We start from the raw sequence: 24,975 nt of genomic DNA, 5'->3' as shown, positions 1-24,975 counted from the left end.
AGGGTTGCTGTGTGAACGAGCTCGATGTCGTGGGTGTCCGGGTGGAAATGCCCTCCAACCAGCCGATCGTGCTCCTGCGTGAAGTGGGAGGCGACCGTTACCTCCCGATCTGGATCGGGCCGGGGGAGGCGACGGCGATCGCCTTCGCCCAGCAGGGCATGGCCCCTGCCCGCCCGCTGACCCACGACCTGTTCAAGGACGTGCTGGAGGCGGTGGGGCAGCAGCTCGCCGAGGTCCGCATCACGGACCTGCGCGAGGGCGTGTTCTACGCGGAGCTCGTCTTCGCCAGCGGGGTGGAGGTCAGCGCGAGGCCGTCCGACGCCATAGCGCTGGCGCTGCGCACCGGTACGCCGATCTACGGCAGCGACGGTGTGCTGGACGACGCGGGGATCGCCATCCCGGACGAGCAGGAGGACGAAGTGGAGAAGTTCCGCGAGTTCCTCGACCAGATCTCGCCCGAGGACTTCGGCAGCAGCAACCAGTGAGCGCGCCGACGGCCGGAGAGTGTCGTGAGGGCGCTGCCCGGCCGTGCCTCAGCGGCGGCCAGGGGGCCATTCGAGTAGCCTTTCCCGCTACCTGGACACGTAAAACCACTCTCAGGGTGATTATCACTCGGCGTGCCGAGTGTGGCGATCGTTGACGCACCCCGAGCGACTGCCTACCGTCGAGAAGGCAGGTCAAGGACGGAGGTCGGCGTGAGAAGCACGGGCGACGGTACGGCGGTTGGCGGTCCGTATCCGCTGCATGGGGGAACGGTCGAACCAGTGCCCCGCTATTCCGCTACGGCGGCGGTCACCACTCCGCGGGGGAGCGATTCCGACGGTTCCGACGGCTCCGGATCCCGGGGGTCGGACGGCATCGGATACCGGGGGCCGACGGCATGCGCGGCGGCGGGCATCACTTACCGGCAGCTGGACTACTGGGCGCGCACGGGCCTTGTGGAGCCCAGCGTCCGGCCGGCGTACGGCTCCGGCAGCCAGCGGCTGTACAGCTTCCGGGACGTGGTCGTCCTGAAGATCGTCAAGCGGCTGCTGGACACCGGGGTCTCGCTGCAGAACATCCGCACCGCCGTGCAGCACCTGAGCACGCGCGGCATGGCCGACCTGGCGCAGATGACGCTCATGAGCGACGGCGCCACGGTCTACGAGTGCACGTCGCCCGACGAGGTCGTCGACCTCCTCCAGGGTGGACAGGGCGTCTTCGGGATCGCGGTCGGCGTCGTCTGGCGCGACGTCGAGAGCGCCTTGGCGCAGCTGCACGGCGAGCGCGTGGACACCGGTGAGACGCTCATCGGCCACAACCCCGCCGACGAGCTCGCACGGCGCCGCAACCGCGCCGGCTGACCCCGCGCCCCACCCGGCGCACCGTGCCGGGTGGGGCGCTCCATCGCTGGTCAGTGCGATTGTCAGTGGTGTGCGGCAGCATCTGTCGTGTGAGAGGTGCACCGACGATTCTGCATCTGGACATGGACGCCTTCTACGCTTCGGTGGAGCAGGCGGCCAAGCCCAGCCTGCGCGGGAAGCCCGTGGTGGTCGGAGGGGTCGGCCCGCGGGGCGTCGTGGCCACGGCCTCGTACGAGGCGCGCGTCTTCGGCGTCCACTCCGCCATGGCGACCGCCCAGGCCCGGCGGCTGTGTCCCAACGCCGCCTACCTCACCCCACGGTTCAGCCTCTACCAGCAGATAAGCCAGGTGGTCATGGGGCTGCTCGGGCAGCTGTCGCCGCTGGTGGAGCCCCTGAGCCTCGACGAGGCGTTCGTCGACCTCGAAGCGGGCGGCGTGGAGCCCTCGTCGGCGGCCGTCAGGGCCGTGGGGGAGCGGCTGCGGCGGGACATCACGGCGGCCACGGGCCTCACGGCCTCGGTGGGGCTCGCGGGCTCCAAGATGCTCGCCAAGATCGCTTCGGAGGGCGCCAAGCCCGACGGTCTCCTGCTCATCGAGCCCGGCACCGAGCTGGAGCTGCTCGGCCCGATGTCGGTGCGCGCCATCCCCGGCGTCGGCCCCGCCACCGCCGAGACCCTGCGACGCGCCGGGATCGCCACCGTGGCCGAGACGGCCGACGCCGGCGAGGACGAACTGGTGCGGCTGCTCGGCAGGGCCCACGGCGCGGGCCTGTACGCGCTGGCCACGGGCCATGACGACCGCCCCGTCGTGGCCGAGCGGGACGCCAAGTCCGTCTCGGTCGAGGACACCTTCGCCGAGGATCTGACCGACCGCACCCGCGTCCAGCTGGAGCTCGCCCGCCTTGCCGACCGGTGCGTACAGCGGCTGCGCGGCGCCGGGCGCTCCGGGCGCACGGTCGTCATCAAGGTCCGGCGCTACGACTTCTCGACGCTGACCCGCTCCGAGACGCTGCGCGGGCCGACGGACGACCCGGGGGTCGTGCGCGAGGCGGCCGCCCGGCTGCTCGACGGCGTCGATACCACCGCGGGCGTGCGGCTGCTCGGCGTCGGCGTCTCCGGCCTCGCCGACTACACCCAGGAGGATCTCTTCGCCCAGGCGGCCGGAGAGGCCGCACAGGGCACCGCGAGCGAGCCGCAGGAGGCCGCCGAGCCGCAGGAGGCGGCCGACGCCGTCGAGCAGCCCCGGCGGTGGCTGCCCGGGGCGGACGTCCTGCACACCGAGTACGGGGCGGGCTGGGTCCAGGGCAGCGGCGTCGGGCGGGTCACCGTCCGCTTCGAGCAGCCCTGGTCCGTGCCGGGGCGGGTCCGCACGTTCAGCGTCGACGACCCCGACCTCACCCCGGGCGAGCCCCTGCCGCTCGTGCGCGACGAAGCCGCTCAGCCCCCGGCCTTACCGGTCCCCTCCGCCGGCGGGGTGGGCGTGCCCGGCGGCGAGGGTGAGCCGGTGGCGTCCGGTGCCGGGAGGGCGAGCCCGTAGTGGTGGTAGAGCTGCAGCTCCTGCTCGGGCGAGAGGTGCCGGCCCACCCCGAAGCCCGGCGCCTGCCTGATCAAGGACCGCTCGTAGGGGATGCGCAGGACGTCGCCCTCGACCCGGCTCGGCTCCAGCGGTACGAAGGCGTCCCGGCCGAAGAGGCCGGTGCGCACGGCCGCCCACTCCGGTGCCCCGGTCACGTCGTCGAGGTACACCTCGTCCACGGTGCCGATCTTGATGCCGTTGCGGTCGAGGGCCTTGCGGCCGATCAGGCTCCGGGGATCGATGTCGGTCTGCACGTTTCCTCCCGTGGGTCGTCCGGGTCCCCCGAGCCGCCCCGGAAACCACGAAAGTGCACAAACCGGGAACCGGCCACTCGGGAGATCCGCCCGGAAAGGCACGCTGGTAGGCTGGCGATTGGCCGCAGACCCGTGCGGGAGAGTCCTCCACCAAGACCCAGTCCGGATACCGGACGCCGGGCCCTGGGGGGAGGCGCCGAAGGAGCAAATCCTCCCCGGAATCTCTCAGGCACATGTACCGCACAGGCGAGGTCACTCTGGAAAGCAGGGCGGGCCCCGGTCAGGCACGAACGCCGAGCCCTTCCTCACCGACGGTGAAAGCCGGGCCGTAGTGCGTGGCCCGGTGAAGCTCTCAGGTTGAGATGACAGAGGGGGAGGCCGTCCGGGTACCCGCGCCGTGGTACCCCTCGCAGGTCGTGACGACCAGGAGGCCTCCGCAGATGACAGCCCACCGCAGCTCCCTTTCCGACCTGGAACGTGGCACGCCCTTCGAGGCCCGCCACATCGGCCCCGACAGCGAGGCCCAGGCGAAGATGCTCGCCCAGGTCGGCTTCGGATCGCTCGACGAACTCACCGCCGCCGCCGTGCCGGCCGTGATCAGCAGCACCGAGGCCCTGGCCCTGCCCGACGCCCGCACCGAGGCCGAGGTCCTCGCCGAGCTGCGCACTCTCGCAGACCGCAACCAGGTCCTCGCCCCCATGATCGGCCTCGGCTACCACGGCACGTTCACCCCGCCGGTGATCCTTCGCAACGTCATGGAGAACCCCGCCTGGTACACGGCCTACACGCCGTACCAGCCCGAGATCTCCCAGGGCCGGCTGGAAGCGCTCCTCAACTTCCAGACCGTCGTCGCCGACCTGACCGGACTGCCGACCTCCGGCGCCTCCCTGCTCGACGAGGGCACCGCGGCCGCCGAGGCGATGTCGCTCTCCCGACGTGTCGGCAAGGTCAAGAACGGCGTCTTCCTCATCGACGCCGACGCCCTGCCGCAGACGGTCGCCGTCATACAGACGCGGGCCGAGCCCACCGGCGTCGAGGTCGTCGTCGCCGATCTCTCCGCGGGCATCCCCGCCGAGATCGCCGAGCGCGGCGTCTTCGGCGTCCTGCTGCAGTACCCCGGTGCCTCCGGCGCCGTGCGCGACCTGCGCCCGGTCATCGAGCAGGCCCACGGCCTCGGCGCGATCGTCACCGTCGCCGCCGACCTGCTCGCCCTGACGCTGCTCACCTCGCCCGGCGAGCTCGGCGCCGACATCGCCGTCGGCACCAGCCAGCGCTTCGGCGTCCCCATGGGCTTCGGTGGCCCGCACGCCGGCTACATGGCCGTCCGCGACCAGTACGCCCGCAGCCTTCCCGGCCGCCTGGTCGGCGTCTCCGTCGACGCCGACGGCAACAAGGCGTACCGCCTCGCCCTGCAGACCCGCGAGCAGCACATCCGCCGAGAGAAGGCCACCAGCAACATCTGTACCGCGCAGGTGCTCCTCGCCGTGATGGCCGGCATGTACGCCGTCTACCACGGCCCCGAGGGCCTCGCCGCGATCGCCCGCCGCACCCACCGCTACACCACCCTCCTCGCCGAGGGCCTGCGCGGCGCCGGCGTCGAGATCGTCCACGGCGCGTACTTCGACACCCTCACCGCGCGCGTCCCCGGCCGCGCCGCCGAGGTCGTCGCCGCCGCCCGCGAGCTCGGCGTCAACCTGCGCCTGACCGACGCCGACCACGTCGGCATCGCCTGCGACGAGACCACCACCCGGGCCCAGGTGGCGTCGGTGTGGTCGGCCTTCGGCGCCGAGGCCGACGTCGAGGCGCTCGACGCGGTGGTCGAGGACGCGCTCCCCGAGGGCCTGCTGCGCTCCGGCGAGTACCTCACGCACCCGGTCTTCCACCAGCACCGCTCCGAGACCGCGATGCTGCGCTACCTGCGCCGCCTCGCCGACCGGGACTACGCCCTGGACCGTGGCATGATCCCGCTCGGCTCCTGCACCATGAAGCTCAACGCCACCACCGAGATGGAGCCGGTCACCTGGCCCGAGTTCGGCGCGCTGCACCCCTTCGCGCCGGTCGAGCAGGCCGCGGGCTACACGACGCTCATCACGGAGCTGGAGGAGCGGCTCGCCGAGGTCACCGGCTACGACAAGGTCTCCCTCCAGCCGAACGCCGGCTCGCAGGGTGAGCTCGCGGGCCTGCTGGCCGTCCGCGCCTACCACCGCGCCAACGGCGACGACCAGCGCACCGTCTGCCTCATCCCGTCCTCCGCGCACGGCACCAACGCCGCCAGCGCCGTGATGGCCGGCATGAAGGTCGTCGTGGTCAAGACCGCGGACGACGGCGAGGTCGACGCCGACGACCTGCGCGCCAAGATCGAGCAGTACCGCGACGAGCTGTCCGTGCTGATGATCACCTACCCGTCGACGCACGGCGTCTTCGAGGAGCACGTCGCCGACATCTGCGCGGCCGTCCACGAGGCCGGCGGACAGGTCTACGTCGACGGCGCGAACCTCAACGCGCTGGTGGGCGTGGCCAAGCCGGGCCACTTCGGCGGCGACGTCTCGCACCTGAACCTGCACAAGACCTTCTGCATCCCGCACGGCGGCGGTGGCCCCGGCGTCGGCCCGGTCGCCGTCCGCGCCCACCTCGCCCCGTACCTGCCCAACCACCCGCTGCAGCCCACCGCCGGTCCGGCCACGGGCGTCGGGCCGATCTCGGCTGCGCCGTGGGGCTCCGCCGGCATCCTGCCGATCTCCTGGTCGTACGTGCGCCTGATGGGCGGCGAGGGCCTCAAGCGCGCCACCCAGGTCGCCGTCCTCGGCGCCAATTACATCGCCAAGCGCCTGGAGCCGCACTACCCGGTGCTCTACACCGGCCCCAACGGCCTCGTCGCCCACGAGTGCATCGTGGACCTGCGGCCGCTGACCAAGGCGACCGGGGTGAGCGTCGACGACGTCGCCAAGCGGCTCATCGACTACGGCTTCCACGCGCCGACCATGTCCTTCCCCGTCGCCGGCACGCTGATGATCGAGCCGACGGAGAGCGAGGACCTCGCCGAGCTGGACCGTTTCTGCGAGGCGATGATCGCCATCCGCGCCGAGATCGACAAGGTCGGCTCGGGGGAGTGGGACAAGGACGACAACGCGCTGCGGAACGCCCCGCACACCGCCGCCTCGGTGGCCGGTGCCTGGGAGCACCCCTACAGCCGTGAGGAGGCCGTCTTCCCGGCCGGGGTGTCCGCCGCCGACAAGTACTGGCCGCCGGTGCGCCGCGTCGACGGCGCCTTCGGCGACCGGAACCTCGTCTGCTCCTGCCCGCCGCTGGAGGAGTACGACGGCTGACGCGTAACCTCCTGACAGGGGTCGGGGCCGGTTCGGCGTTCGCGCCGGGCCGGCCCCTTCTTATGTGCGTGTGCCGCGCTAGGCGGCGGTCACCACGTGGTCGGTGCCGAGCGACCGGTGCGGGGCGATGATCTGCCCGTCCGGCAGCAGCTCACCGGTGTCCTCGAAGCAGAGGACGCCATTGCACAGCAGGCTCCATCCCTGCTCCGGGTAGGCGGCCACCAAGTGGGCGGCCTCCCGGTCGCTGGAGTCGGCTGACGGGCACGTGGGCTGGTGCTGGCACATGGAAGGGATCTTTCGCTCTGATGTGGTGGCTGTCCTGCGGCTCGATGCGGTGGTCATGCCGCCCCCCGTTTGAATACGTCGTCGGTCCCAGTGTTGCCCTACGGGCCTGATTCCGCAGGGATTTACCGGTGACGCTCCTCACAGGTGGATGACGCATCACCCGTGCGGGCGGTTGCCTCCAACTCGCCGGTCCCTTTGGGGGGTTCGGGATGGCCGTAACGGGCTAGTCCGTAGGGGTGAGGGGTGGGGACGGCGGTGCGCCCCGCGACTCCCCTGGCTGCAGGGGGCACGGGGCGCATGACCGTGCGCGTGCCTCAGGCGGTCGCCCTGAGCTGCGGGCCGGGGGTCAGCCGGAGGGTGATGACGGGCAGCAGATCGGTGACCCGGTGCGGGCGGTGGGCCGCGATGCCCGGCGGCGCGGGGGCCAGCGGCACGAGGAGGTCGCCCGGGGCGAAGAGTTCTGACGACGCGTCGGCCGTGATGTCGGCGTGCAGCCACAGGGTGAGCATGTAGAGCTCGGGAACCGACAACAGGCGCGGCTGGTACGGGGTCGGCAACGCCTCGGCCTGGTGCAGGGCCCGCTCGGTGGACGCCAGGTAGGGGCCCTCGAAGAAGTGGGAGAAGGTCCAGCCGTCGGGCGTGAGCATCGCCTCGCCGGCGGCCACCGCCCGGTCGCCTCCCCTGATCAGGAAGCGCCAGCCCGTCAGGCGGGTGCGCGGTGCCCCGCCCCGCGGCGGGACCCGCTCCAGGACGTGGACCGGCAAGGGGAGTTCGGGGGTGAGCGGCGTCCCGGCGGACCTCAGGGACGGCGTGCGGGCCTCACGGACGGCGGTGGGGGAACCGAGGGCCGTGCGGACGCTGCGGAGGGCAGGCGCGGGGGCAGGGGGGACATGCAGGGGCATGGTGGGTCGCCTCTCGCTTCGGAGACACGGTGGAGCTGGGCAGGTGCGACGACGCTGTCGGCGTGCGGGGGTCAGAGGGGGGCCGGGACCGACTCCGGGGCGCCTACTCTCTGCCTCATTCCGGAGTTTATACGACACGTGTTCACATGGTGTTTCGTCTAGCTGTCGCCGGTATTTCCGACAAGGGGAAATCAGGGCCCGCCCACGAGGGGGATTTCGGTGTTTTTGTGACAGGGTCATACCCATGACCTCGGCCTCTGCAACACAAACGGTAGGCCGGATCCGATCGATGTTTATGCCCAGCGCATTGGCCCGCGCCCCGGTTCTCACTTCATGCCGATGGAATGTGCCGGAGTGCGCTCGGCGAGAGCCTAGCGGGTATGCGGGCGCCGTGATGCGTTATCGATCGCGTCGTCTGGGCATCATCGACCGTGACAAGGCGGTCGGCGCCGTGGGCGACCCGTATGAGGAGGGACGCTTGAATGGGTGAGAAGGTCGTGGCCGTGGGGTTCGACCTCGCCGACCGGCAGCACCACCGGAACAAGCTCCGGCAGTGTCTGGAAGGGCTGGCGAGGCTGCTGGAGGAGAAGCGGTTCGACCGCCCGCGGAATCTCATGGGGCTGGAGATCGAGCTGAATCTCGCGGGCTCGGACGGCATGCCGAGCATGGTGAATGCAGAGGTGCTCGAACGCATCGCCAGCCATGATTTCCAGACCGAACTCGGGCAGTTCAACCTGGAAGTGAACATTGTCCCCCACCGGCTCGCGGGGAGGGTTCTCGACCAGCTCGCCGAGGAGCTGCGGACCGGCCTGTCCTACGCCGACCGCAAGGCCATGGAAGTCGATTCGGGAATCGTCATGATCGGCATTCTGCCGACGCTCACGAGTGCCGACCTGGTGTCCGCCAACCTCTCCGACGCCGACCGGTACTTCCTGCTCAACGACCAGGTCGTGGCCGCCCGCGGCGAGGAATTCACCATCGACATCGCCGGCGTCGAACGGCTCACCTGCACCGCCCGGTCGATCACCCCCGAGGCCGCCTGCACCTCCGTGCAACTGCACCTCCAGGTCACCCCGGGCCGGTTCGCGGCCGTCTGGAACGCCGCCCAGGCCGTCGCGGGCGTCCAGATAGCCGTCGGCGCCAACTCGCCCTTCCTCTTCGGCCGCGAGCTGTGGCGCGAGTCCCGGCCGCCGCTGTTCGTCCAGTCCACCGACACCCGCCCGCCCGAGCTGCAGGTCCAGGGCGTACGGCCGCGCACCTGGTTCGGCGAACGCTGGATCACCTCCGCCTACGAGCTGTTCGAGGAGAACCTGCGCTTCTTCCCGCCCCTGCTGCCCATCTCCAGCGACGAGGACCCCCTGCGCGTCCTGGACGAGGGCGGCGTGCCGATGCTGCACGAGCTCACCCTGCACAACGGCACCGTCTACCGGTGGAACCGCCCCGTCTACGGAGTCGCCGACGGAGTCCCCCACCTGCGGGTGGAGAACCGGGTGCTGCCGGCCGGCCCGACCGTCACCGACGTCATCGCCAACACCGCCTTCTACTACGGGCTGATCAGGGCGCTGGCCGAGGAGCCGCGGCCGGTGTGGACCCGCATGCCGTTCGCCGTCGCGGCCGACAACTTCGACGCGGCCTGCCGCCACGGCATCGAAGCCTTCCTGCGCTGGCCCCGGGCCGGCCGCAACGGCGCCCCGGCACGGGTCCCGGCCGTGCGGCTCGTCCTGGAGGAACTCCTCCCGCTGGCCGCCGCCGGACTCGACGCCTGGGGCGTCGAGCCCGCCGACCGCGACCACTACCTGGGCGTGATCGAGGAACGCTGCCGGCGCCGGGTCAACGGCGCCTCGTGGCAGGCCGCCACCTACCACCGGGCACGCGAGCAGGGGCTGGACCGGGAGGCCGCCCTCGCCGCCACCACCCGGCGCTACTGCGAGCTGATGCGCACCGGCGAGCCCGTGCACGCCTGGCCCGCCGGCCCCGCCGCCTGACGCCGCCGCGCCCGCCCGCACCGGCTCGAAGCCACCGGGCAGGCTGTGACAGCATGACTGGTCGCGATCACCGGTCGTGCTGCGCGGCCGCGGTGACGGCCAGACGGGAGACGACAGTGCGGCAGAACGCTCGGAACGGCGACGCGGGCACCCGGCCGGAGGCCCTCGCGGGGCAGCCGGCCGGCGACGGGCCGCTCGCGCGGCACACGCTGCGCGCCGAAATGCTGATCGTCCTGGCCCTGTCGCTCGGTGCGAGCGCGGTCTCGTCCCTGATCAGTTTCATCGGCGCGGCCACCCGGCCGGGCGGGCTGAAGGACAAGGCGGCCACCCTCAACCCTTCCCACGCACCCGGCCGGCCCTGGCTCGACCTGGCCTGGCAGCTCTTCGGCATCGCCACGGCCCTGGTGCCCGTCCTGCTCGTGGTCCACCTGCTGACGCGGGAGGGCGCGGGGCCGCGGGCGATCGGCTTCGACCGCACGCGGCCGGGCTCCGACCTGGCGCGGGGCGCACTGGTCGCCGCCGCGATCGGCGGCACGGGACTGGCCTTCTACCTCGCCGCGCAGGCGGCGGGCTTCAACCTCACGGTCGTGCCGGAGCGCCTTCCCGACGTGTGGTGGAAGATCCCGGTACTGATCGGCTCCGCCGTGCAGAACGCGGTGGTGGAGGAGGTCATCGTCGTCGGCTACCTGCTGCGCCGGCTCGGGCAGCTGGGCTGGACCCCGGCGGCGGCGCTGGCGGCCAGTGCGGTGCTGCGCGGCTCGTACCACCTCTACCAGGGGATCGGCGGGCTCGTCGGGAACATGGTGATGGGCGTGGTCTTCGTCCTGCTCTACCGGCGGTGGGGGCGGGTCGGGCCGCTGGTGGCCGCGCACGCGCTGATCGACGTCGTGGCGTTCGTCGGGTACGCGCTGCTGGCGGGCAAGGTGCCCTGGCTGCCCACGGCCTGACCGGCGTGGTGCGCGCCTTCTGCGCTGCGCCCGCCTCCTGAGCTGCGGCGCGCCCCGCCCCTGGCGCCGGTGGGCGCTCCTGAGCCGGTGCCGTTCCCGCCTACCCCAGCAGTTCGCCGTCGATGGTGGTGACGGCGGAGCCGGTCAGCAGGGTGCGGTCGCCGCGCAGTGTGGTGCGGACCAGGCCGGTGCGCGCGGACGCCTGCAGGCCCGTGAGCTCCTCGCGGCCGAGGCGCGCGGACCAGAAGGGCGCCAGCGCGGTGTGCGCGCTGCCGGTGACGGGATCCTCGTCGATGCCGACGTTCGGGAAGAAGCAGCGCGAGACGTAGTCATAGCCACGCGCCGGGTCCTCGGCCGGGGCGGTGGCGATGATGCCGCGCCGGGAGTGCCGGCCGAGTGCGGCGATGTCCGGGGCGAGGCCCCGCACGGTCTTCTCGTCGGGCAGCTCGACCAGCAGGTCGCCGATGTGCGGGGCGGTGTCGTACGCGCTCAGCGGCGTGACGCCGAGGGCCTCGGCCACGCCCTCGGGCACGGCGAGCGGGGTGAGCGGCGAGGTCGGGAAGTCCAGGGTGATCGAGCCGTCCTCGTGCGCGGTCGCGGTGAGGATGCCGCAGCGGGCGGCGAAGCGCACGGTTCCGGTGGCCGCCCCGGTGGTGTGCAGGACGTGGGCCGTGGCGAGTGTGGCGTGGCCGCACATGTCGACCTCGGTGGCGGGGGTGAACCAGCGCAGCGCCCAGTCGGCCTCTCCACCCTCCGGCAGCCGGTGGGCGAAGGCGGTCTCGGCGTGGTTGACCTCGACGGCGACGCGTTGCAGCCAGTCGTCGTCCGGGAAGCCGTCGGAGTCGAGCAGCAGGACCCCCGCGGGGTTGCCGGCGAAGGGGCGGTCGGTGAAGGCGTCGACGATTCGTATCCGCATGGCAGCACCGTAGGAGGCCGAAAGAACCGCAGGCCAGGGCCAATTGGCGAGCGGTGGACCGGAAGGGGGGGCGCCCGCCGGGCGTCTCGTGGCCCGGCGGGCCCGTCGGGGCCGGCTCGGGCGGGGCCCGGCCGGCGCGGCGGTGTCAGGCGCCGACGTAGGCCGCGAGGTGCTCGCCGGTCAGGGTGGAACGGGCGGCGACGAGGTCGGCGGGTGTGCCCTCGAAGACGATCCGGCCGCCGTCGTGACCGGCGCCCGGGCCGAGGTCGATGATCCAGTCGGCGTGCGCCATGACCGCTTGGTGGTGCTCGACGACGATGATCGACTTGCCGGAGTCGACGAGCCGGTCGAGCAGGCCGAGCAGGTGCTCGACGTCGGCGAGGTGGAGGCCGGTGGTCGGCTCGTCGAGGACGTAGACGCCGCCCTTCTCGGCCATGTGGGTGGCCAGCTTGAGCCGCTGCCGCTCGCCGCCGGACAGCGTGGTGAGCGGCTGGCCGAGGCTGAGGTAGCCGAGCCCGACGTCGGCGAGCCGGCCCAGGATGCGGTGTGCGGCGGGCGTGCGCGCCTCGCCGGCGCCGAAGAACTCCTCGGCCTCGGTCACCGGCATCGCCAGCACCTCGCTGATGTCGCGGCCGCCGAGGTGGTACTCCAGCACCGATGCCTGGTACCGCCTCCCCTCGCACTCCTCGCAGGGGGCGGCGACGCCGGCCATCATCGCCAGGTCGGTGTAGACGACGCCGATGCCGTTGCAGGTGGGGCAGGCGCCCTCGGAGTTGGCGCTGAACAGCGCCGGCTTCACGCCGTTGGCCTTCGCGAACGCCTTGCGGATCGGGTCGAGCAGCCCGGTGTACGTGGCCGGGTTGCTCCGTCGCGAGCCGCGGATCGCGCCCTGGTCGACCGACACCACACCCAGGTCGGCGGCCTCCGGCTGCCCGGGCAACGACCCGTGCACGAGCGAGCTCTTGCCGGAGCCGGCGACGCCGGTGACGACGCAGAGCACCCCGAGCGGGATGTCGACGTCGACGCCGCGCAGGTTGTGCGCCGTCGCGCCGCGGACCGGAAGCCGGCCGGTGGGCTTCCGCACCGTCTCCTTGAGGGCGGCCCGGTCGTCGAGATGGCGTCCGGTGACGGTGCCGCCGGCCCGCAGCCCCTCGACGGTGCCCTCGAAGCAGACGGTGCCGCCCGCCGTCCCGGCGCCGGGGCCGAGGTCGACGACGTGGTCGGCGATCGCGATCGTCTCCGGTTTGTGCTCCACGACGAGCACGGTGTTGCCCTTGTCCCGCAGCCTCAGCAGCAGGCCGTTCATCCGCTGGATGTCATGGGGGTGCAGGCCGATGGTGGGCTCGTCGAAGACGTAGGTGACGTCGGTGAGCGAGGAGCCGAGGTGGCGGATCATCTTGACGCGCTGAGCCTCGCCGCCCGACAGCGTGCCCGACGGCCGGTCGAGCGCGAGGTAGCCCAGCCCGATCTCCACGAACGAGTCGAGGGTCTGCTGCAGTGCGGTGAGCAGCGGCGCCACCGACGGCTCGTCGAGACCGCGGACCCACTCGGCGAGATCGCTGATCTGCATCGCGCACGCGTCGGCGATGCTGATCTTCTTGATCTTCGACGACCGGGCCCCCTCGGTGAGCCGGGTGCCTTCGCACTCGGGACAGACGCTGAACGTCGTCGCCCGTTCCACGAAGGCGCGGACGTGCGGCTGCAGCGCGTCGAGGTCCTTGGACAGCATCGACTTCTGGATCTTCGGGATCAGTCCCTCGTACGTCAGGTTGATGCCCTCGACCTTGATCTTGGTCGGCTCCTTGTGGAGGAGGTCGTGGAGCTCCCTCTTGGTGTACGAGCGGATCGGCTTGTCGGGGTCGAAGAAGCCGCAGCCCTTGAAGATGCGGCCGTACCACCCGTCCATGCTGTAGCCGGGGATCGTGAGCGCACCCTCGCCCAGCGACTTGGAGTCGTCGTAGAGCTGGGTGAGGTCGATGTCGGACACCGTGCCCCGGCCTTCGCAGCGCGGGCACATGCCGCCGGTGCGGGTGTAGGTCGCCTTGACCGCCTTCTTGTCGCCGCGCTCGACGGTGATCGCACCGGCCGCCCGGACCGAGGGGACGTTGAAGGCGTACGCGCCGGGCGGGCCGATGTGCGGCTTCCCGAGCCGGCTGAAGAGGATGCGCAGCATCGCGTTGGCGTCGGTGGCGGTGCCGACCGTGGAGCGGGGGTCGGCGCCCATCCGCTGCTGGTCGACGATGATGGCGGTCGTCAGTCCGTCGAGCACGTCGACCTCGGGCCGCGCCAGCGTCGGCATGAAGCCCTGGACGAAGGCGCTGTAGGTCTCGTTGATCAGTCGCTGGGACTCCGCGGCGATCGTGTCGAACACCAGCGAGCTCTTGCCCGAGCCGGAGACGCCGGTGAACACCGTGAGGCGACGCTTCGGGATCTCGATGCTGACGTCCTTGAGGTTGTTCTCGCGCGCGCCGTGCACGCGGATCAGATCGTGGCTGTCGGCGGCGTGGTCGGCAGGCGTTCGCGTGTCCGTCCTCGTGGCCTTGCTCATCGCGTCTCCATCCGTCGGGGCGGGACCGCCTTCGCCGTCTTCGCCGACGGCATCCGGCTTGATCCGATCGGCTTCGAGCGTACGTCCGCCGGGTGCCGAGGGGAGGCGGGAGCCGCCCCCTACGGGCCCGTGGTGCCGGCGTCCCGGGCCCGTGCGGCGGCCGCTTCCTCCAGCAGGAGCCAGCCGTCGACCTCCACCGCCCGGCGCTCTCCCGGCCGCCACCCGCGGGCCGACGCCGCGTCGAGCAGGGCCCGGACGGCGCCCGGTTCGTGCAGGTTCAGGGAGCCGCCCCGGACGTACCCCACGTCCCCGGAGCCCATGGGGGCCCCGCCCGGGACGTACCGGTCCGGGCCGTCGGCGAAGACGATGCGCAGCGGGCCGCCGGTGCCGGCCGGCTGCGGGTACAGCGTGAGGGTCTCGCGGCAGTCCGCGGAGCGGCCGCCGTCCACCGCGCGGTGGCTGTGGCGGAGCGTCCACAGGTACGCGCGCCCGTCGGCGACCAGTCGGCGGGGCTTCTTCGGATGGCGGGGCATGGAGGCGAGGGTACGCGGCTTGATCCACAAGCCTCCTGGCGGTGATCGGACGTCGACGAGGCAGGACGGGCGTCCCGTGACGGTGAAGGCTGATCCGTTGCGAGCGATGTCTGATGCGGACGAGGTCCGATGCGAGCGACGTGCGATGCGGGCGACGTGCGATGCGGGCGAGGTCCGACCGGTGGGGCGGCTTGGGTCAGTGGCCGCCGCTGGGGGTGTCGCAACCGGAGTGGTCGGGGTAGCCGCCAAAGGCGTCCGCCCGGGTGGAGTCGCGGTTCATCGTGCCCTCCACGCACAGCGGAGAGGCGTCGACCTCGATGAGGAAGCCGACCCCGGTGGGGCCGTTCTCGTACGAGCGCACCTTCCCGGCGGGGTAGCCGAGGCCGGTGAGCGCGCTGCGGGTGTGTCCCGGGGCGAAGTCACCGCGCTTGCGCAGCGGTTCGAGTGCGGCCTCGATGCGCCCGACGGCCGCGAGCCCGTCGCAGCGGCGCCGGCCGTGCAGCGGGAAGGGGACCCTGAAGCCGTGGTTCTCGGCGTAGCGGTCGCCGGACGCGGCCGAGCCCGACCTGTCCGTCGTCGGCGGTGGCGTCGGCGTGGGGCTCTCGCCGGGGCACGGGAAGTCCGCCGGTGTGCTCGGCGTCGATATCCCGGACGGCGTGGGATGCGAACGCCGGGACGCCTCGGCGGTATCCCCTGACTGCTGTGTTCCGCATCCCGTCGCCAGCACGGCCAGCACCGCCACCGGCAGCATCCCGCGCCGGACCCGCATGGTCCTGATGATCGTCATTCCCCGATCCTCTCCCGTTCCGCGGCGGGTGTCATGGGCCCTCGTACTCATGAGGGTCGCAACGGGAAGGGCGGTCGGGTCTTGTCGTCCGACCGGTTCCGATATATCGTTGAGATATCGCGACCGATCAACGATGGGGAGGACGTCACCATGCGTTTTCACGGACACGGTCATGAACACTGCGGACCGGGCGCCGGTGCAGGACCCCAGGGGCCCCAGGACCGCGGCGGTCCCGGCGGGCGCCGGGCCGCCTTCGGGCCCTTCGGCCCGCCGTTCGGCGGCCCGCCCTTCGGGGGTCGCGGACGCGGCGGCCGGGGTGGCGGCCGGGCGCGGCGCGGCGACGTGCGCGCCTCGATCCTGGCGCTCCTCAAGGACCGCCCCATGCACGGCTACGAGATGATCCAGGAGATCGCCGAGCGCAGTGGCGGCACCTGGAAGCCGAGCCCCGGATCCGTCTACCCCACGCTGCAGTTGCTGGAGGACGAGGGGCTGATCACCAGTGAGAGCGAGGGCGGCAAGAAGCTGTTCACGCTCACCACGGCCGGCCGCGAGGAGGCCGACGCGGGCCCGCGGACGCCCTGGGAGGACGTCGGGCGCGGCATCGACCGGGAGGCCGCCCAGGAGATCCGCCAGGCCGGCTTCGGCCTGATGGAGGCGCTGGGCCAGGTCTGGAAGACCGGCACCCCCGAGCAGCAGCAGAAGGCCCTGGCCGTCCTCAACGACGCCCGCAAGAAGATGTACCTGATCCTCGCCGACGAGGGCTGAGCCGGGCGCGGGGTGTCCGGCTCGGCAGGGTGCGGGGGTGTTCGCGGAATTCCGCGAACACCCCCGTTCTCGCGTTCCCGCGGGCGCGCACCGCCGCCGGAGGGCGGCAAACGCCTGCTGTTCTCCTCCGGCCGCGCGTGTTCCTTGACGATGCGTCAGAGCAGTACGAGACTCCGGTTCCGGATCCGACCAGGAACGGAGCCCCGCCATGGCCCCGCGTACGCTCCGGCGCCGGCCCGCGCTCGTCCTTGCGGCCACCGCACTCTGCGCGGCCCTCCTCGCCGGCAGCTCCCCCGCCGCAGCCGGCCGCGACGCGCCGCCCGGCCGCGCCGCGGACGAACGGGTGCGCGACCTGCTGCGCCGCATGACGCTCGACGAGAAGATCGGGCAGATGACCCAGATCGCCGTCATCAGGCTGCAGGGCGACTGCCGCGAGAGCGGCGGCGAGCTCGGCGAGGCATGCCTGCGCACCGTGCTCCGCGACCACGCCGTCGGCTCCGTGCTCTCCGGCGGAGGCATGGGCCCGCCCCGCAACACCCCGGCGGACTGGGCCCGGATGGTCAACGCCGTGCAGAAGTACGCCCTGGAGCACAGCCGGCTGCACATTCCCGTGCTGTACGGGGTCGACGCCGTCCACGGCCACAACAACGTCCTGGGCGCCACCGTCTTCCCCCACCAGATCGGCCTCGCCGCCACCTGGGACCCCGCGCTCGTCCGCAGCGCCGCCGACGCCACCGCCCGGGCCGTCGCGGCCACCGGCATCGACTGGAACTTCGCCCCCGTCGCCGACCTCGCCCGCGACCGGCGCTGGGGGCGTTACTACGAGACCTACGGCGAGGACCCGCTGCTCGCCGGCGCGCTCGCTGCGGCCGCAGTGCGCGGGACCGAGGGCGCCCGGGGCGCGAAGAGGGTCGCGGCCACCGTCAAGCACCTCGGCGGCTACTCCGAGCCCGCCAACGGACACGACCGGGTGCCGGCCGACGTCTCCCAGCGCTACCTGCAGGACACCCTCCTCGCCCCTTACCGCACGGCGATCCGGGCGGGCGCGCAGAGCGTGATGGTCAACTCGGGGGCGCTCAACGGTGTGCCCGCGACCGCCTCCCGCCACCTGCTGACGGACGTGCTGCGCCGGCAGTGGGGGTTCACCGGCGTCACCGTCTCCGACTGGCAGGACGTGCGCGCCCTGTGGACGAAGTACAAGGTGGCCGCCGACTATCCGCACGCGATCGCACTCGCGGTCAACGCGGGCGTCGACATGACGATGGAGCCCTACGAGGCGGGGGAGTTCGCCGACGGGCTCAGGGCGGCGGTCCGCTCCGGGCTGGTCTCCCGTGCACGCATCGACGAGGCCGCCGGGCGGGTCCTGCGGATGAAAGCGCGGCTGGGGCTCTTCGAGCGCCCCTTTGCCGACGCCGGGCGCGCAAACACCGAAGTTCTGGGCGCGGACCGTGACCTGGCCCGGCGCGCGGCCGCCGCGTCCCAGGTGCTGCTGCGCAACGACAAGGGCGTCCTGCCGATCCCGCCGTCCGCCAGGAAGATCGTGGTGGCCGGTGCCCATGCGGACGACATGGTGGACCAGGCGGGCGGGTGGACCGTCGGCTGGCAGCGGGTTCCCGACGGGGTGAGGCTGCCCGGCACGACCGTTCTGGAGGGCATCGAGGAGGCGGCGCCCGCCGGAACCCGGGTCGTCCACGCCCCGGATGCCCGCCGGGCGGCGGAGGAGGCCCGTACCGCCGATGTGACGGTCGTCGTGGTCGGGGAGAAGGCGGCGGCCGAGGGGGAGGCCGACAGCCCGCGGCCCGAACTCGCCGCGGACCAGCAGGCCCTGGTGTCGTCCCTGAAGGCGAGCGGGAGGCCGGTCGTGGTCGTCGTGCTGGCCGGGCGCCCGCTGGTCCTCGGCGGGGCGGCCGGCACGGACGGGCTGCTGATGTCCTGGCTGCCGGGGACCGAGGGCGGGCACGCGGTGGCGGACGTGCTCTTCGGCAAGGTCAACCCGGCCGGGCGGCTGCCGGTGTCCTGGCCGCGCCGGACCGGCAACGAACCGCTGTACTACCAGCAGTTGCCCGGCACCAACGCCGGAGCGGAGTCCGCGCACGACGTGGCGTACGACTTCGGCGACGGGCTCTCCTACACCACCTACCGCGTCGACTCCCTCGCGCTCGACGCCCCGTCCGTGCCGGCCGGCCGCGAGGTGGGGATGACGGTACGGGTGAGCAACACCGGTGCGCGGGACGGCGACCTCGTGCTCCCGGTGTACGCCTCCCGGCCGGTGAGCGGCGTTCTGGCGCCGCCGCGGAAGCTGGTGGCCTTCACCACGGTCCGTCTCGGGGCCGGGCAGTCGCGCACGGTGCGGCTCACCGTTCCGGCGAGCGCGCTCGCGGTGACGCCCGGCGATCTCGACGGAGCCGGGCCGCCGCACGTCGAACAGGGGGCGTACGTCCTCACCACCGGGGAGCGCACGGCCACACTGGACGTCAGCCGGGGCGCACCGGCGGGAAATGCGCGCCCCTGAGACATCATCCGACACCCCTCCTTCTCAGGGATGAGGAGCGGCCCCTGCGTACCCGACCGGCGTCGGATGCGCGAATGCAACCCTCCGGGGATGCTCTCATCACATGGGACTGATGGGGTGGGAGGGTGCAAAACCGTACACCTGACACCGGATGGGCCGAGGCCGCGGACGGAACGCCGCTGAGCACGGATCTGGCCTCGGCGGTCATGGGTGCCCGCAGGCGGGCCGCGCGCGACGGCGACCGGCAGATCGACACCGCCCATCTCCTGCACACGCTGCTGGAAGCCGACCCCGGAGCCCGGCAGTCCTTCCCGGGCGGCCCGGCGCAGGTCGCCCGGCTGCTCGGCTACCTGGTGCAGCGCACCATCGGCTACGGACTGCGCTGGACCGGCACGGTGGAGGACTCCGGGGCCCTGCCCGCGCTGCCCGCGCTGCCCGCCGACCCGGTGCCCGGCTGGTCGCCGGCCGCCGCGGCCGCCATGCGGGGGGCGTGCGCCCGGGCCCGCGCGCGGGGCGCCGTGCGGGTGGAGGGCACGGACCTGCTGGCCGCACTGCTGCGCGATCCCCGCTGCCGGGCCGTTGACGTCCTGCTCCGGGCCGGCGTCGACACCGCTCTGCTGGCCGCACGCCTGGACGAGCCGGACCGCTCCGCGTGCCCGAAGGAGATGATCTGCCAGGACCATAAGGGGTGACGGTCCTGTCGATTGCTGCCATGATGCAGCGATGCATGCGTCTCAAGGGAGAAGCGTGGGCCTGGGCCTTGCCTTGGTGTCCGCGCTCGCGTTCGGTGGATCGGGTGTCGCGGCCAAGCCGCTGATCGAGGCGGGTCTGGACCCCCTCCACGTGGTGTGGCTGCGGGTGACGGGCGCGGGCCTGGTGCTGCTGCCGGTCGCCTGGCGCCACCGCGCCCTGGTGACGCGCCGTCCGGCGCTGCTCGCCGGATTCGGCCTGCTGGCGGTGGCGGGCGTACAGGCTTGCTACTTCGCGGCGATATCCCGGATCCCGGTCGGGGTCGCCCTGCTCGTCGAATACCTCGCCCCGGCCCTCGTCCTGGGCTGGGTGCGGTTCGTCCAGCGGCGGCCGGTGAGCCGCTCCGCAGCCGTGGGCGTCGTCCTGGCCGTGGCCGGACTCGCCTGCGTCGTGCAGGTGTGGTCGGGCCTGAGCTTCGACGCCCTGGGTCTGCTGCTCGCGCTGGGTGCGGCCTGCTGCCAGGTCGGCTACTTCGTCCTGTCCGACCACGGCGGCAACGACGACGACGCGGCCGACCCGGTCGGGGTCATCGCGTACGGGCTGCTCGTCGGTGCCGTCCTGCTGACCGCCGTGGCGCGCCCCTGGGACATGGACTGGGCGGTGCTCTCCACGAACGCGGACATGAACGGCGCGGCCGTGCCGGCCGCGCTGCTGCTCGCCTGGATCGTCCTCGTGGCGACGGTGGCCGCCTACCTCACCGGCGTGCTGTCCGTACGCCGGCTCTCGCCGCAGGTCGCGGGCGTCGTCGCCTGCCTGGAGGCGGTCATCGCCACCGTCCTGGCCTGGGTGCTGCTCGGCGAGCACCTGGCCGCACCGCAGATGGTGGGCGGCGCCGTGGTGCTCATCGGCGCCTTCGTCGCCCAGCGTTCCACGCCCAAGGAGGCGCCCGCCGTGCCCGTCGCCGGGGGAGACGGCGGAAGGAGCCGGGAGGCGGACGCCGAGCGGGAGTTGTCGGGCGGCGTCAGTCCGGCCTAGGGTGGCGATCATGCCGATGACTGTTCTTCCGCCTCCCGCCGCGTAGCGCGGGCGGCCGCTTCCCGGAGGACCGGGCCCGGGACGAGCTCCCGGGCTGATCGCCGCTGCCCGCAGACGGACTACGCGATCATCCATGTCTTCCGCGGGAGAACAGTCGTGCACCACTCCTCTCTTCCGGCCTGCCCTTCTTCGGGCGGGCCGTCCACCGGCGCGTCGTCGTCGTCCGGTGCTTCGTCCACCACGGCGTCGTCCACAGCGGCGTCCACGGCGTCACCCACGGCGTCGTCATCCGGCGTTCCGTCATCCATGGCAGCCTCGCCGACCGGGGCGCCGGCCCGTGTGGCGTCCTCCACTGCGGCGGCGTCGTCCACGGGTGGTTCGTCCGTGACGGCGCAGCCCGTCACCTCGTCACCGGCCGGTCCCTCGGCGGCGTCGGGAACGGTCGCGTCCGTCGGCCGGGGGCTGGCCTGCGTCGTCTTCGCCGCCGTCGCATGGGGCACCACCGGCCCGGTGGCCTCCCTGGCCTTCGACTCCAGCGGCCTCGGGCCCGTGGCCCTCACCTTCTGGCGCACCGCCGGCGGTCTTGCCCTCCTGCTCGCCGTGCAGGCCGTCCGTGCGCGGCACGCCCGCCCGGCGCGCCCGCGCCCGGCGCGACGCCGCCGGCCGAAGGGGCGGCGCGTGGCGCGCGTACTGATCACGGGCGTGGGGTTCACCGTCTTCCAGGCCGCGTACTTCGCGGCGGTCGACGGCACGGGGATAGCGGTCGCGACCGTCGTCACCCTCGGCGCCGCGCCCGTCATCGTGGCTCTGGGCGGCAGGCTGCTCATGGGCGAACGACTGGGCGCGGGCGGCCGGCTGGCCGTGGCCGGCGCCCTGGCCGGCCTCGCGGTGCTCGTGCTCGGCGGTGACGGAGCCGGCGCGGTGCGCCCGGTGGGCGTGGCCATGGGGCTGCTGTCGGCCGCCGGTTATGCGGTGATGACCCTCTCCACCCGGCTCCTCGGCGGGGCGGACGGGAGCTCGGACCCGTTCATGACGACGCTGACGTCGTTCGCCGTCAGCACGGTGGGCCTGCTGCCGCTCGCACTGGCCGAGGGGCTGTGGCCGCGGGCGCACGAACTGGGGCGGACGCTGTGGCTGATGGGGTACCTGGTGACGGTACCGACGGCGCTGGCGTACGTGTTGTTCTTCGCGGGGCTCGCTGCGGTGCGGGCCATGACGGTCACGGTGATCACCTTGCTGGAGCCGGTGACGGCCGCGGCCGTCGCGGTGGCGCTGCTCGGTGAGCGCCTGACCGCCGCCACCGCGGCCGGCACGGCCGTCCTGCTCGGGGCGGTGGCCGCGCTGGCCTGCGCGGAGGCGCGCGGCGCGGCGGCCCCCGCGGCGGCGGAGGGGCTCAGCGGCCGGTGAGGTAGTCCGGGACGGCGATGCCGGGGGCGAGGTCGTCGGCCGGGACCGGGGCGCCGTAGGCGGGGGCCACGGGGACGACACCGCTCCAGTACGGCAGGGCGAGGTCCTCGGGATCGTCGTTGGGGCCGCCCGTGCGGACCTTGGCCGACACCTCTTCCAGATCGATGCGCAGCACGGCCGTGGCGGCCAGCTCCTTGGCCGACGCCGGCCGGGAGTCGGCCGCCCGGCCCGGTACGACCTGATCGACCAGGGCGTCGAGGGCGGCGGACAGCTCGGCCGGGTCGGTGACCCGGCGTGCGGTGCCGTGCACCACCACCGAACGGTAGTTGAGGGAGTGGTGGAAGGCGGAACGGGCCAGCACCAGACCGTCGACGTGGGTGACCGTGACGCAGACGGGCATCCCCGGCTCCTCCGCCTCCCCGGCGGCGCGCAGCGGCCGCGATCCGGTCGAGCCGTGCACGTAGAGGCGCTCCCCGATGCGCCCGTAGAGCGTCGGGAGGACGACGGGAGCGCCGTCGCGGACGAAGCCGAGGTGGCAGACGTAGCCCGCGTCGAGTATCGCGTGGATGTGCGCGCGGTCGTAGGAGGCGCGGTCACGGCTGCGGGTGGGGGTGGTGCGCTCGGTCCGCTCGTACTGCCCCGCCCCGGCCTGCTCGACGGCGGTGGGGGAGACCGTGGAAGAAGGCATTGCGCTCCTCATTGCACTAGTGCATACTTTGCTTTGTGCTAGGAGAGTATCGGATCGAGGGTCGTCGCGCAGCGGACATCTCCGCGAGCGTGGAGCGTGCTGTGGGTGCGGGCAAGCTCGCGCCGGGCGAACTGCTGCCGCCGATGCGGGAGTTGGCGGTGGAGCTCGGCGTCAATCCCAACACCGTCGCGGCCGCCTACCGGACGTTGCGCGACCGCGGGGTGATCGAGACGGCGGGCCGGCGGGGGAGCCGGGTGCGCGAGCGCCCGGCCAGTACCCCGCGTGAGCTGATCCGGGTGGACGCGCCGGAGGGGGTCCGGGACGTCTCCACGGGCAACCCCGACCCGGCGCTGCTGCCCCCGCTCGGCGAGGCGCTCGCCGCCGCGGCCGAGCGGGCCCGGCGCGACCCCGTGCTGTACGGAACGCCGGCGGTCGACACGGATCTGGAGCGCATGGCCAGGGAGATGTTCGCGCGGGACGGGGTGCCGGACGGCCCGATGACGGTCACCTCGGGGGCGCTGGACGGCATCGAGCGGGTGCTGGCGGCGCATCTGCGGCCGGGGGACGCGGTGGCGGTGGAGGACCCGGGCTGGGGCAGCCTGCTGGATCTCGTCCCGGCGCTCGGCTTGCGCGCGGTGCCCGTGGGGGTCGACGACGACGGACCCCTGCCCGAGGACACCGAGCGGGCGCTGCAGCAGGGTGCGCGGGCGCTGATCGTCACCGCCCGGGCGCAGAATCCGACGGGAGCGGCCGTCGGCGAGGCGCGGGCCCGGGCGTTGCGGGCCGTCCTTGCCCGCCATCCCCAGGTCCTGCTCGTCGAGGACGACCACGGCCACGGCATCGTCGACCTCCCGCTGCACCCCCTCGCGGGAGGGACGGACCACTGGGTGTTCGTCCGCTCCGTCGCCAAGGCGTACGGGCCCGATCTGCGGCTCGCGGTGCTCACCGGTGACGCGGTCACGGTGGACCGGGTGCGCGGGCGGCAGCGGCTGGGGCACGGATGGGTGAGCCATGTGCTGCAGGACGCCGTGCTGCACCTGTGGCGGAGCGGGGCCGTGGACACGGTGGCGGTGGCGGGCGCCTACGGGCGGCGGCGCGACGCGCTGGTACGGGCACTTCGCGAGCGGGGCGTCGAGGCGCACGGGCGCAGCGGGATGAACGTATGGCTGCCGGTGCCGGACGAGACGGGAGCGGTGGCGCGGCTGCTGCACGCGGGGTGGGCCGTGGCGCCGGGCGCGCGCTTCCGGGTCGCGTCGCGGCCGGCCGTGCGGCTGACCGTGTCGACGCTCGCCATGGAGGAGATAGGGACGGTCGCGGACGCCCTGGCGGCCGCGACCGTTGCGATGTCGGTGGGGCGCTACGACTGAGCGGAGCCGGTGCGGTCCCGGCCGGCGCGGCGGAAGCGGGCCCGTTCGGGCCGGGCGGGCTTCGGGGCGCTGCCGGGCCTGCTCCGGGTGAGCGCCGCGCCGGCCAGCACGATCACCGCGCCGACGGGGGTGTTCCAGGCGAGGTCCTCACCGAGGAACAGCACGCCCGCCGCGGTCGCGACGACCGGGATGAAGTACGTCGAGAGCGTCGCGGTCGTCGGGCCCACCTCGGCGACCAGTCCGTACTGGAGGAGGAAGGCCAGGCCGGTGCCCAGAGCTCCCAGCGTGAACACGGCCAGCAGCGGCACCACGGGGAAGGACGACGGCAGGGGGCTGAGTACCGGGGCGGCGACGGCCATCTGCACCGTGCCCACGAGCAGTTGGCCACCGGACAGCGAGAGGTTGGAGTCGCCGGTGTTCGACAGGGTGCGCCGGACGTAGACCCAGCCGACGGCGTAGCTGGCCGAGGCGATCAGTGCCATGGCGGTACCGGCCGGGTCCTGGCCCGAGAAGCCCTGCCAGGCGCCGAGCACGGTGAGCACGCCGGCGAAGCCGAGCCCCAGCCCGGCGATCCGGCGTCGGGTGGGGCGGTCGTCGGACAGGGCCACGAGGGAGAGCAGCATGCCCCACAGCGGGGTGGTGGCGTTGCAGATGCCGGCCAGGGTGGAGGGGATGGTGGTCTCGGCGTAGGCGAAGAGCGTGAACGGCAGGGCGTTCAGGAGGACCGCCGCCACGAAGAGGTGGGCCCAGGTACGCGGCGCGCGCGGCAGCCGCTCCCGCTTGATCATCAGGGCCACGACGAGCACCGCCGTCCCGAAGAGCATCCGCCCGAGGGTCACGAAGGCCGGGGGGTAACCATCGGTGCCGACCTTGATGAACAGATAGCTGCACCCCCAGATGAGGCAGAGAGCACCGAAGCGGATCCGCCAGTCCACGGCGGAACGCCCCTGGCCGTTCGGGGCGGCAGGGGCGGAAGCAGAGGAAGGGGCGGAAGGAGATGTCGAAGGGGCTGTTCTGTGGGAAGAAGCAGAGGGTTGCTCGGGAGTGGTGACGGTGCTCATGTGACTACGATGACGGGTCGTACTCATTAGAACAAGCGAATAAATGTAGC

General features: G+C 72.9%; 22 protein-coding genes and 1 riboswitch. Of the genes, 12 read left to right on the top strand and 10 right to left on the bottom strand.

Features of this window, described 5'->3' with window-relative positions; all coding sequences use genetic code 11:
- Positions 1–11: 11 nt before the first annotated feature.
- The 3 genes from IE182_RS12035 to IE182_RS12025 all read left to right on the top strand — a co-directional run bounded on the left by IE182_RS12035 (position 12) and on the right by IE182_RS12025 (position 2,878).
- Positions 12–485, top strand: a complete 474-nt coding sequence (locus IE182_RS12035) for a bifunctional nuclease family protein (protein ID WP_099198755.1) — start codon at positions 12–14, stop codon at positions 483–485.
- Between the two features lie 210 nt (positions 486–695).
- On the top strand, positions 696–1,343 hold the full coding sequence (locus tag IE182_RS12030; RefSeq protein ID WP_190109723.1) for a MerR family transcriptional regulator: 648 nt from the start codon (positions 696–698) through the stop codon (positions 1,341–1,343).
- 89 nt (positions 1,344–1,432) lie between these two features.
- Positions 1,433–2,878 carry a DNA polymerase IV gene (locus tag IE182_RS12025; RefSeq protein ID WP_190109722.1) on the top strand — a complete coding sequence of 482 codons (1,446 nt, stop codon included), beginning with the start codon at positions 1,433–1,435 and terminating at the stop codon, positions 2,876–2,878.
- On the opposite strand, the gene IE182_RS12020 is transcribed toward IE182_RS12025, so the two are convergent.
- The gene (locus IE182_RS12020; protein ID WP_190109721.1) at positions 2,779–3,171 is read right to left on the bottom strand and encodes a PRC-barrel domain-containing protein; all 393 of its coding nucleotides are present in this window, start codon (positions 3,169–3,171) and stop codon (positions 2,779–2,781) included. The two genes, IE182_RS12025 and IE182_RS12020, sit on opposite strands and share 100 nt — an antisense overlap.
- Before the next feature lie 125 nt (positions 3,172–3,296).
- Positions 3,297–3,422, top strand: a riboswitch (glycine riboswitch).
- Between the two features lie 189 nt (positions 3,423–3,611).
- Here IE182_RS12020 and gcvP point away from each other — a divergent pair.
- Positions 3,612–6,497, top strand: a complete 2,886-nt coding sequence (gcvP, locus tag IE182_RS12015) for an aminomethyl-transferring glycine dehydrogenase (protein ID WP_190109720.1) — start codon at positions 3,612–3,614, stop codon at positions 6,495–6,497.
- 78 nt (positions 6,498–6,575) lie between these two features.
- Here the strand turns inward: gcvP and IE182_RS12010 are convergent, their stop codons facing one another.
- Complete coding sequence (locus IE182_RS12010) at positions 6,576–6,782, bottom strand: DUF5999 family protein (protein ID WP_190109719.1); 207 nt, start codon at positions 6,780–6,782, stop codon at positions 6,576–6,578.
- 314 nt (positions 6,783–7,096) lie between these two features.
- Positions 7,097–7,684 carry a hypothetical protein gene (locus tag IE182_RS12005; RefSeq protein ID WP_190109718.1) on the bottom strand — a complete coding sequence of 196 codons (588 nt, stop codon included), beginning with the start codon at positions 7,682–7,684 and terminating at the stop codon, positions 7,097–7,099.
- 482 nt (positions 7,685–8,166) lie between these two features.
- On the opposite strand from IE182_RS12005, the gene IE182_RS12000 reads away from it, so the two are divergent.
- The gene (locus tag IE182_RS12000) at positions 8,167–9,669 is read left to right on the top strand and encodes a glutamate-cysteine ligase family protein (protein ID WP_190109717.1); all 1,503 of its coding nucleotides are present in this window, start codon (positions 8,167–8,169) and stop codon (positions 9,667–9,669) included.
- A 221-nt stretch (positions 9,670–9,890) separates the two neighbouring features.
- Positions 9,891–10,616 carry a CPBP family intramembrane glutamic endopeptidase gene (locus IE182_RS11995; protein ID WP_229844752.1) on the top strand — a complete coding sequence of 242 codons (726 nt, stop codon included), beginning with the start codon at positions 9,891–9,893 and terminating at the stop codon, positions 10,614–10,616.
- A 100-nt stretch (positions 10,617–10,716) separates the two neighbouring features.
- Here the strand turns inward: IE182_RS11995 and IE182_RS11990 are convergent, their stop codons facing one another.
- The 4 genes from IE182_RS11990 to IE182_RS11975 form a co-directional block, all read right to left on the bottom strand.
- On the bottom strand, positions 10,717–11,532 hold the full coding sequence (locus IE182_RS11990; RefSeq protein ID WP_190109715.1) for a PhzF family phenazine biosynthesis protein: 816 nt from the start codon (positions 11,530–11,532) through the stop codon (positions 10,717–10,719).
- A gap of 145 nt (positions 11,533–11,677) precedes the next feature.
- On the bottom strand, positions 11,678–14,080 hold the full coding sequence (locus tag IE182_RS11985) for an ATP-binding cassette domain-containing protein (protein WP_190109714.1): 2,403 nt from the start codon (positions 14,078–14,080) through the stop codon (positions 11,678–11,680).
- Between the two features lie 119 nt (positions 14,081–14,199).
- The gene (locus tag IE182_RS11980) at positions 14,200–14,613 is read right to left on the bottom strand and encodes a hypothetical protein (protein ID WP_190109713.1); all 414 of its coding nucleotides are present in this window, start codon (positions 14,611–14,613) and stop codon (positions 14,200–14,202) included.
- Between the two features lie 196 nt (positions 14,614–14,809).
- Positions 14,810–15,400 carry a hypothetical protein gene (locus IE182_RS11975; protein ID WP_190109712.1) on the bottom strand — a complete coding sequence of 197 codons (591 nt, stop codon included), beginning with the start codon at positions 15,398–15,400 and terminating at the stop codon, positions 14,810–14,812.
- Between the two features lie 150 nt (positions 15,401–15,550).
- On the opposite strand from IE182_RS11975, the gene IE182_RS11970 reads away from it, so the two are divergent.
- From IE182_RS11970 to IE182_RS11955, 4 genes are all read left to right on the top strand, one after another.
- The gene (locus IE182_RS11970) at positions 15,551–16,165 is read left to right on the top strand and encodes a PadR family transcriptional regulator (RefSeq protein WP_190109711.1); all 615 of its coding nucleotides are present in this window, start codon (positions 15,551–15,553) and stop codon (positions 16,163–16,165) included.
- Positions 16,166–16,373: 208 nt separating this feature from the next.
- Positions 16,374–18,677: a glycoside hydrolase family 3 N-terminal domain-containing protein gene (locus IE182_RS11965; RefSeq protein WP_190109710.1), complete on the top strand. Its 2,304-nt coding sequence runs from the start codon at positions 16,374–16,376 to the stop codon at positions 18,675–18,677.
- A 125-nt stretch (positions 18,678–18,802) separates the two neighbouring features.
- A complete protein-coding gene (locus tag IE182_RS11960) occupies positions 18,803–19,369 on the top strand; it encodes a Clp protease N-terminal domain-containing protein (protein ID WP_373303543.1) in 567 nt (188 codons plus the stop codon).
- A 31-nt stretch (positions 19,370–19,400) separates the two neighbouring features.
- Entirely contained in the window at positions 19,401–20,402 is a 1,002-nt protein-coding gene (locus IE182_RS11955) for an EamA family transporter (RefSeq protein WP_190109709.1), read from the top strand.
- A gap of 119 nt (positions 20,403–20,521) precedes the next feature.
- Here IE182_RS11955 and IE182_RS11950 read toward each other — a convergent pair whose 3' ends face one another.
- Positions 20,522–20,773 (bottom strand): hypothetical protein, encoded by a 252-nt coding sequence (locus IE182_RS11950; protein ID WP_190109759.1) that lies wholly within the window; start codon positions 20,771–20,773, stop codon positions 20,522–20,524.
- A gap of 13 nt (positions 20,774–20,786) precedes the next feature.
- On the opposite strand from IE182_RS11950, the gene IE182_RS11945 reads away from it, so the two are divergent.
- Positions 20,787–21,809, top strand: a complete 1,023-nt coding sequence (locus tag IE182_RS11945; protein ID WP_373303541.1) for a DMT family transporter — start codon at positions 20,787–20,789, stop codon at positions 21,807–21,809.
- Here IE182_RS11945 and IE182_RS11940 read toward each other — a convergent pair.
- Positions 21,796–22,497, bottom strand: coding sequence for a pyridoxamine 5'-phosphate oxidase family protein (locus IE182_RS11940; protein WP_229844743.1), 702 nt, complete (start codon positions 22,495–22,497; stop codon positions 21,796–21,798). The genes IE182_RS11945 and IE182_RS11940 overlap by 14 nt on opposite strands.
- 35 nt (positions 22,498–22,532) lie before the next feature.
- Between IE182_RS11940 and IE182_RS11935 the strand changes: the two genes are divergently transcribed.
- Positions 22,533–23,864 (top strand): aminotransferase class I/II-fold pyridoxal phosphate-dependent enzyme, encoded by a 1,332-nt coding sequence (locus IE182_RS11935; RefSeq protein WP_190109706.1) that lies wholly within the window; start codon positions 22,533–22,535, stop codon positions 23,862–23,864.
- Here IE182_RS11935 and IE182_RS11930 read toward each other — a convergent pair.
- A complete protein-coding gene (locus IE182_RS11930; RefSeq protein ID WP_190109705.1) occupies positions 23,855–24,925 on the bottom strand; it encodes a DMT family transporter in 1,071 nt (356 codons plus the stop codon). The genes IE182_RS11935 and IE182_RS11930 overlap by 10 nt on opposite strands.
- Positions 24,926–24,975: the final 50 nt, after the last annotated feature.

The sequence above is a fragment of the Streptomyces cinnamoneus genome (assembly GCF_014650495.1).
Classification (GTDB): domain Bacteria; phylum Actinomycetota; class Actinomycetes; order Streptomycetales; family Streptomycetaceae; genus Streptomyces; species Streptomyces cinnamoneus.
The sequence above is the reverse complement of the archived record's forward strand: the minus strand, read 5'-3'. Positions and strand labels throughout refer to the sequence as shown.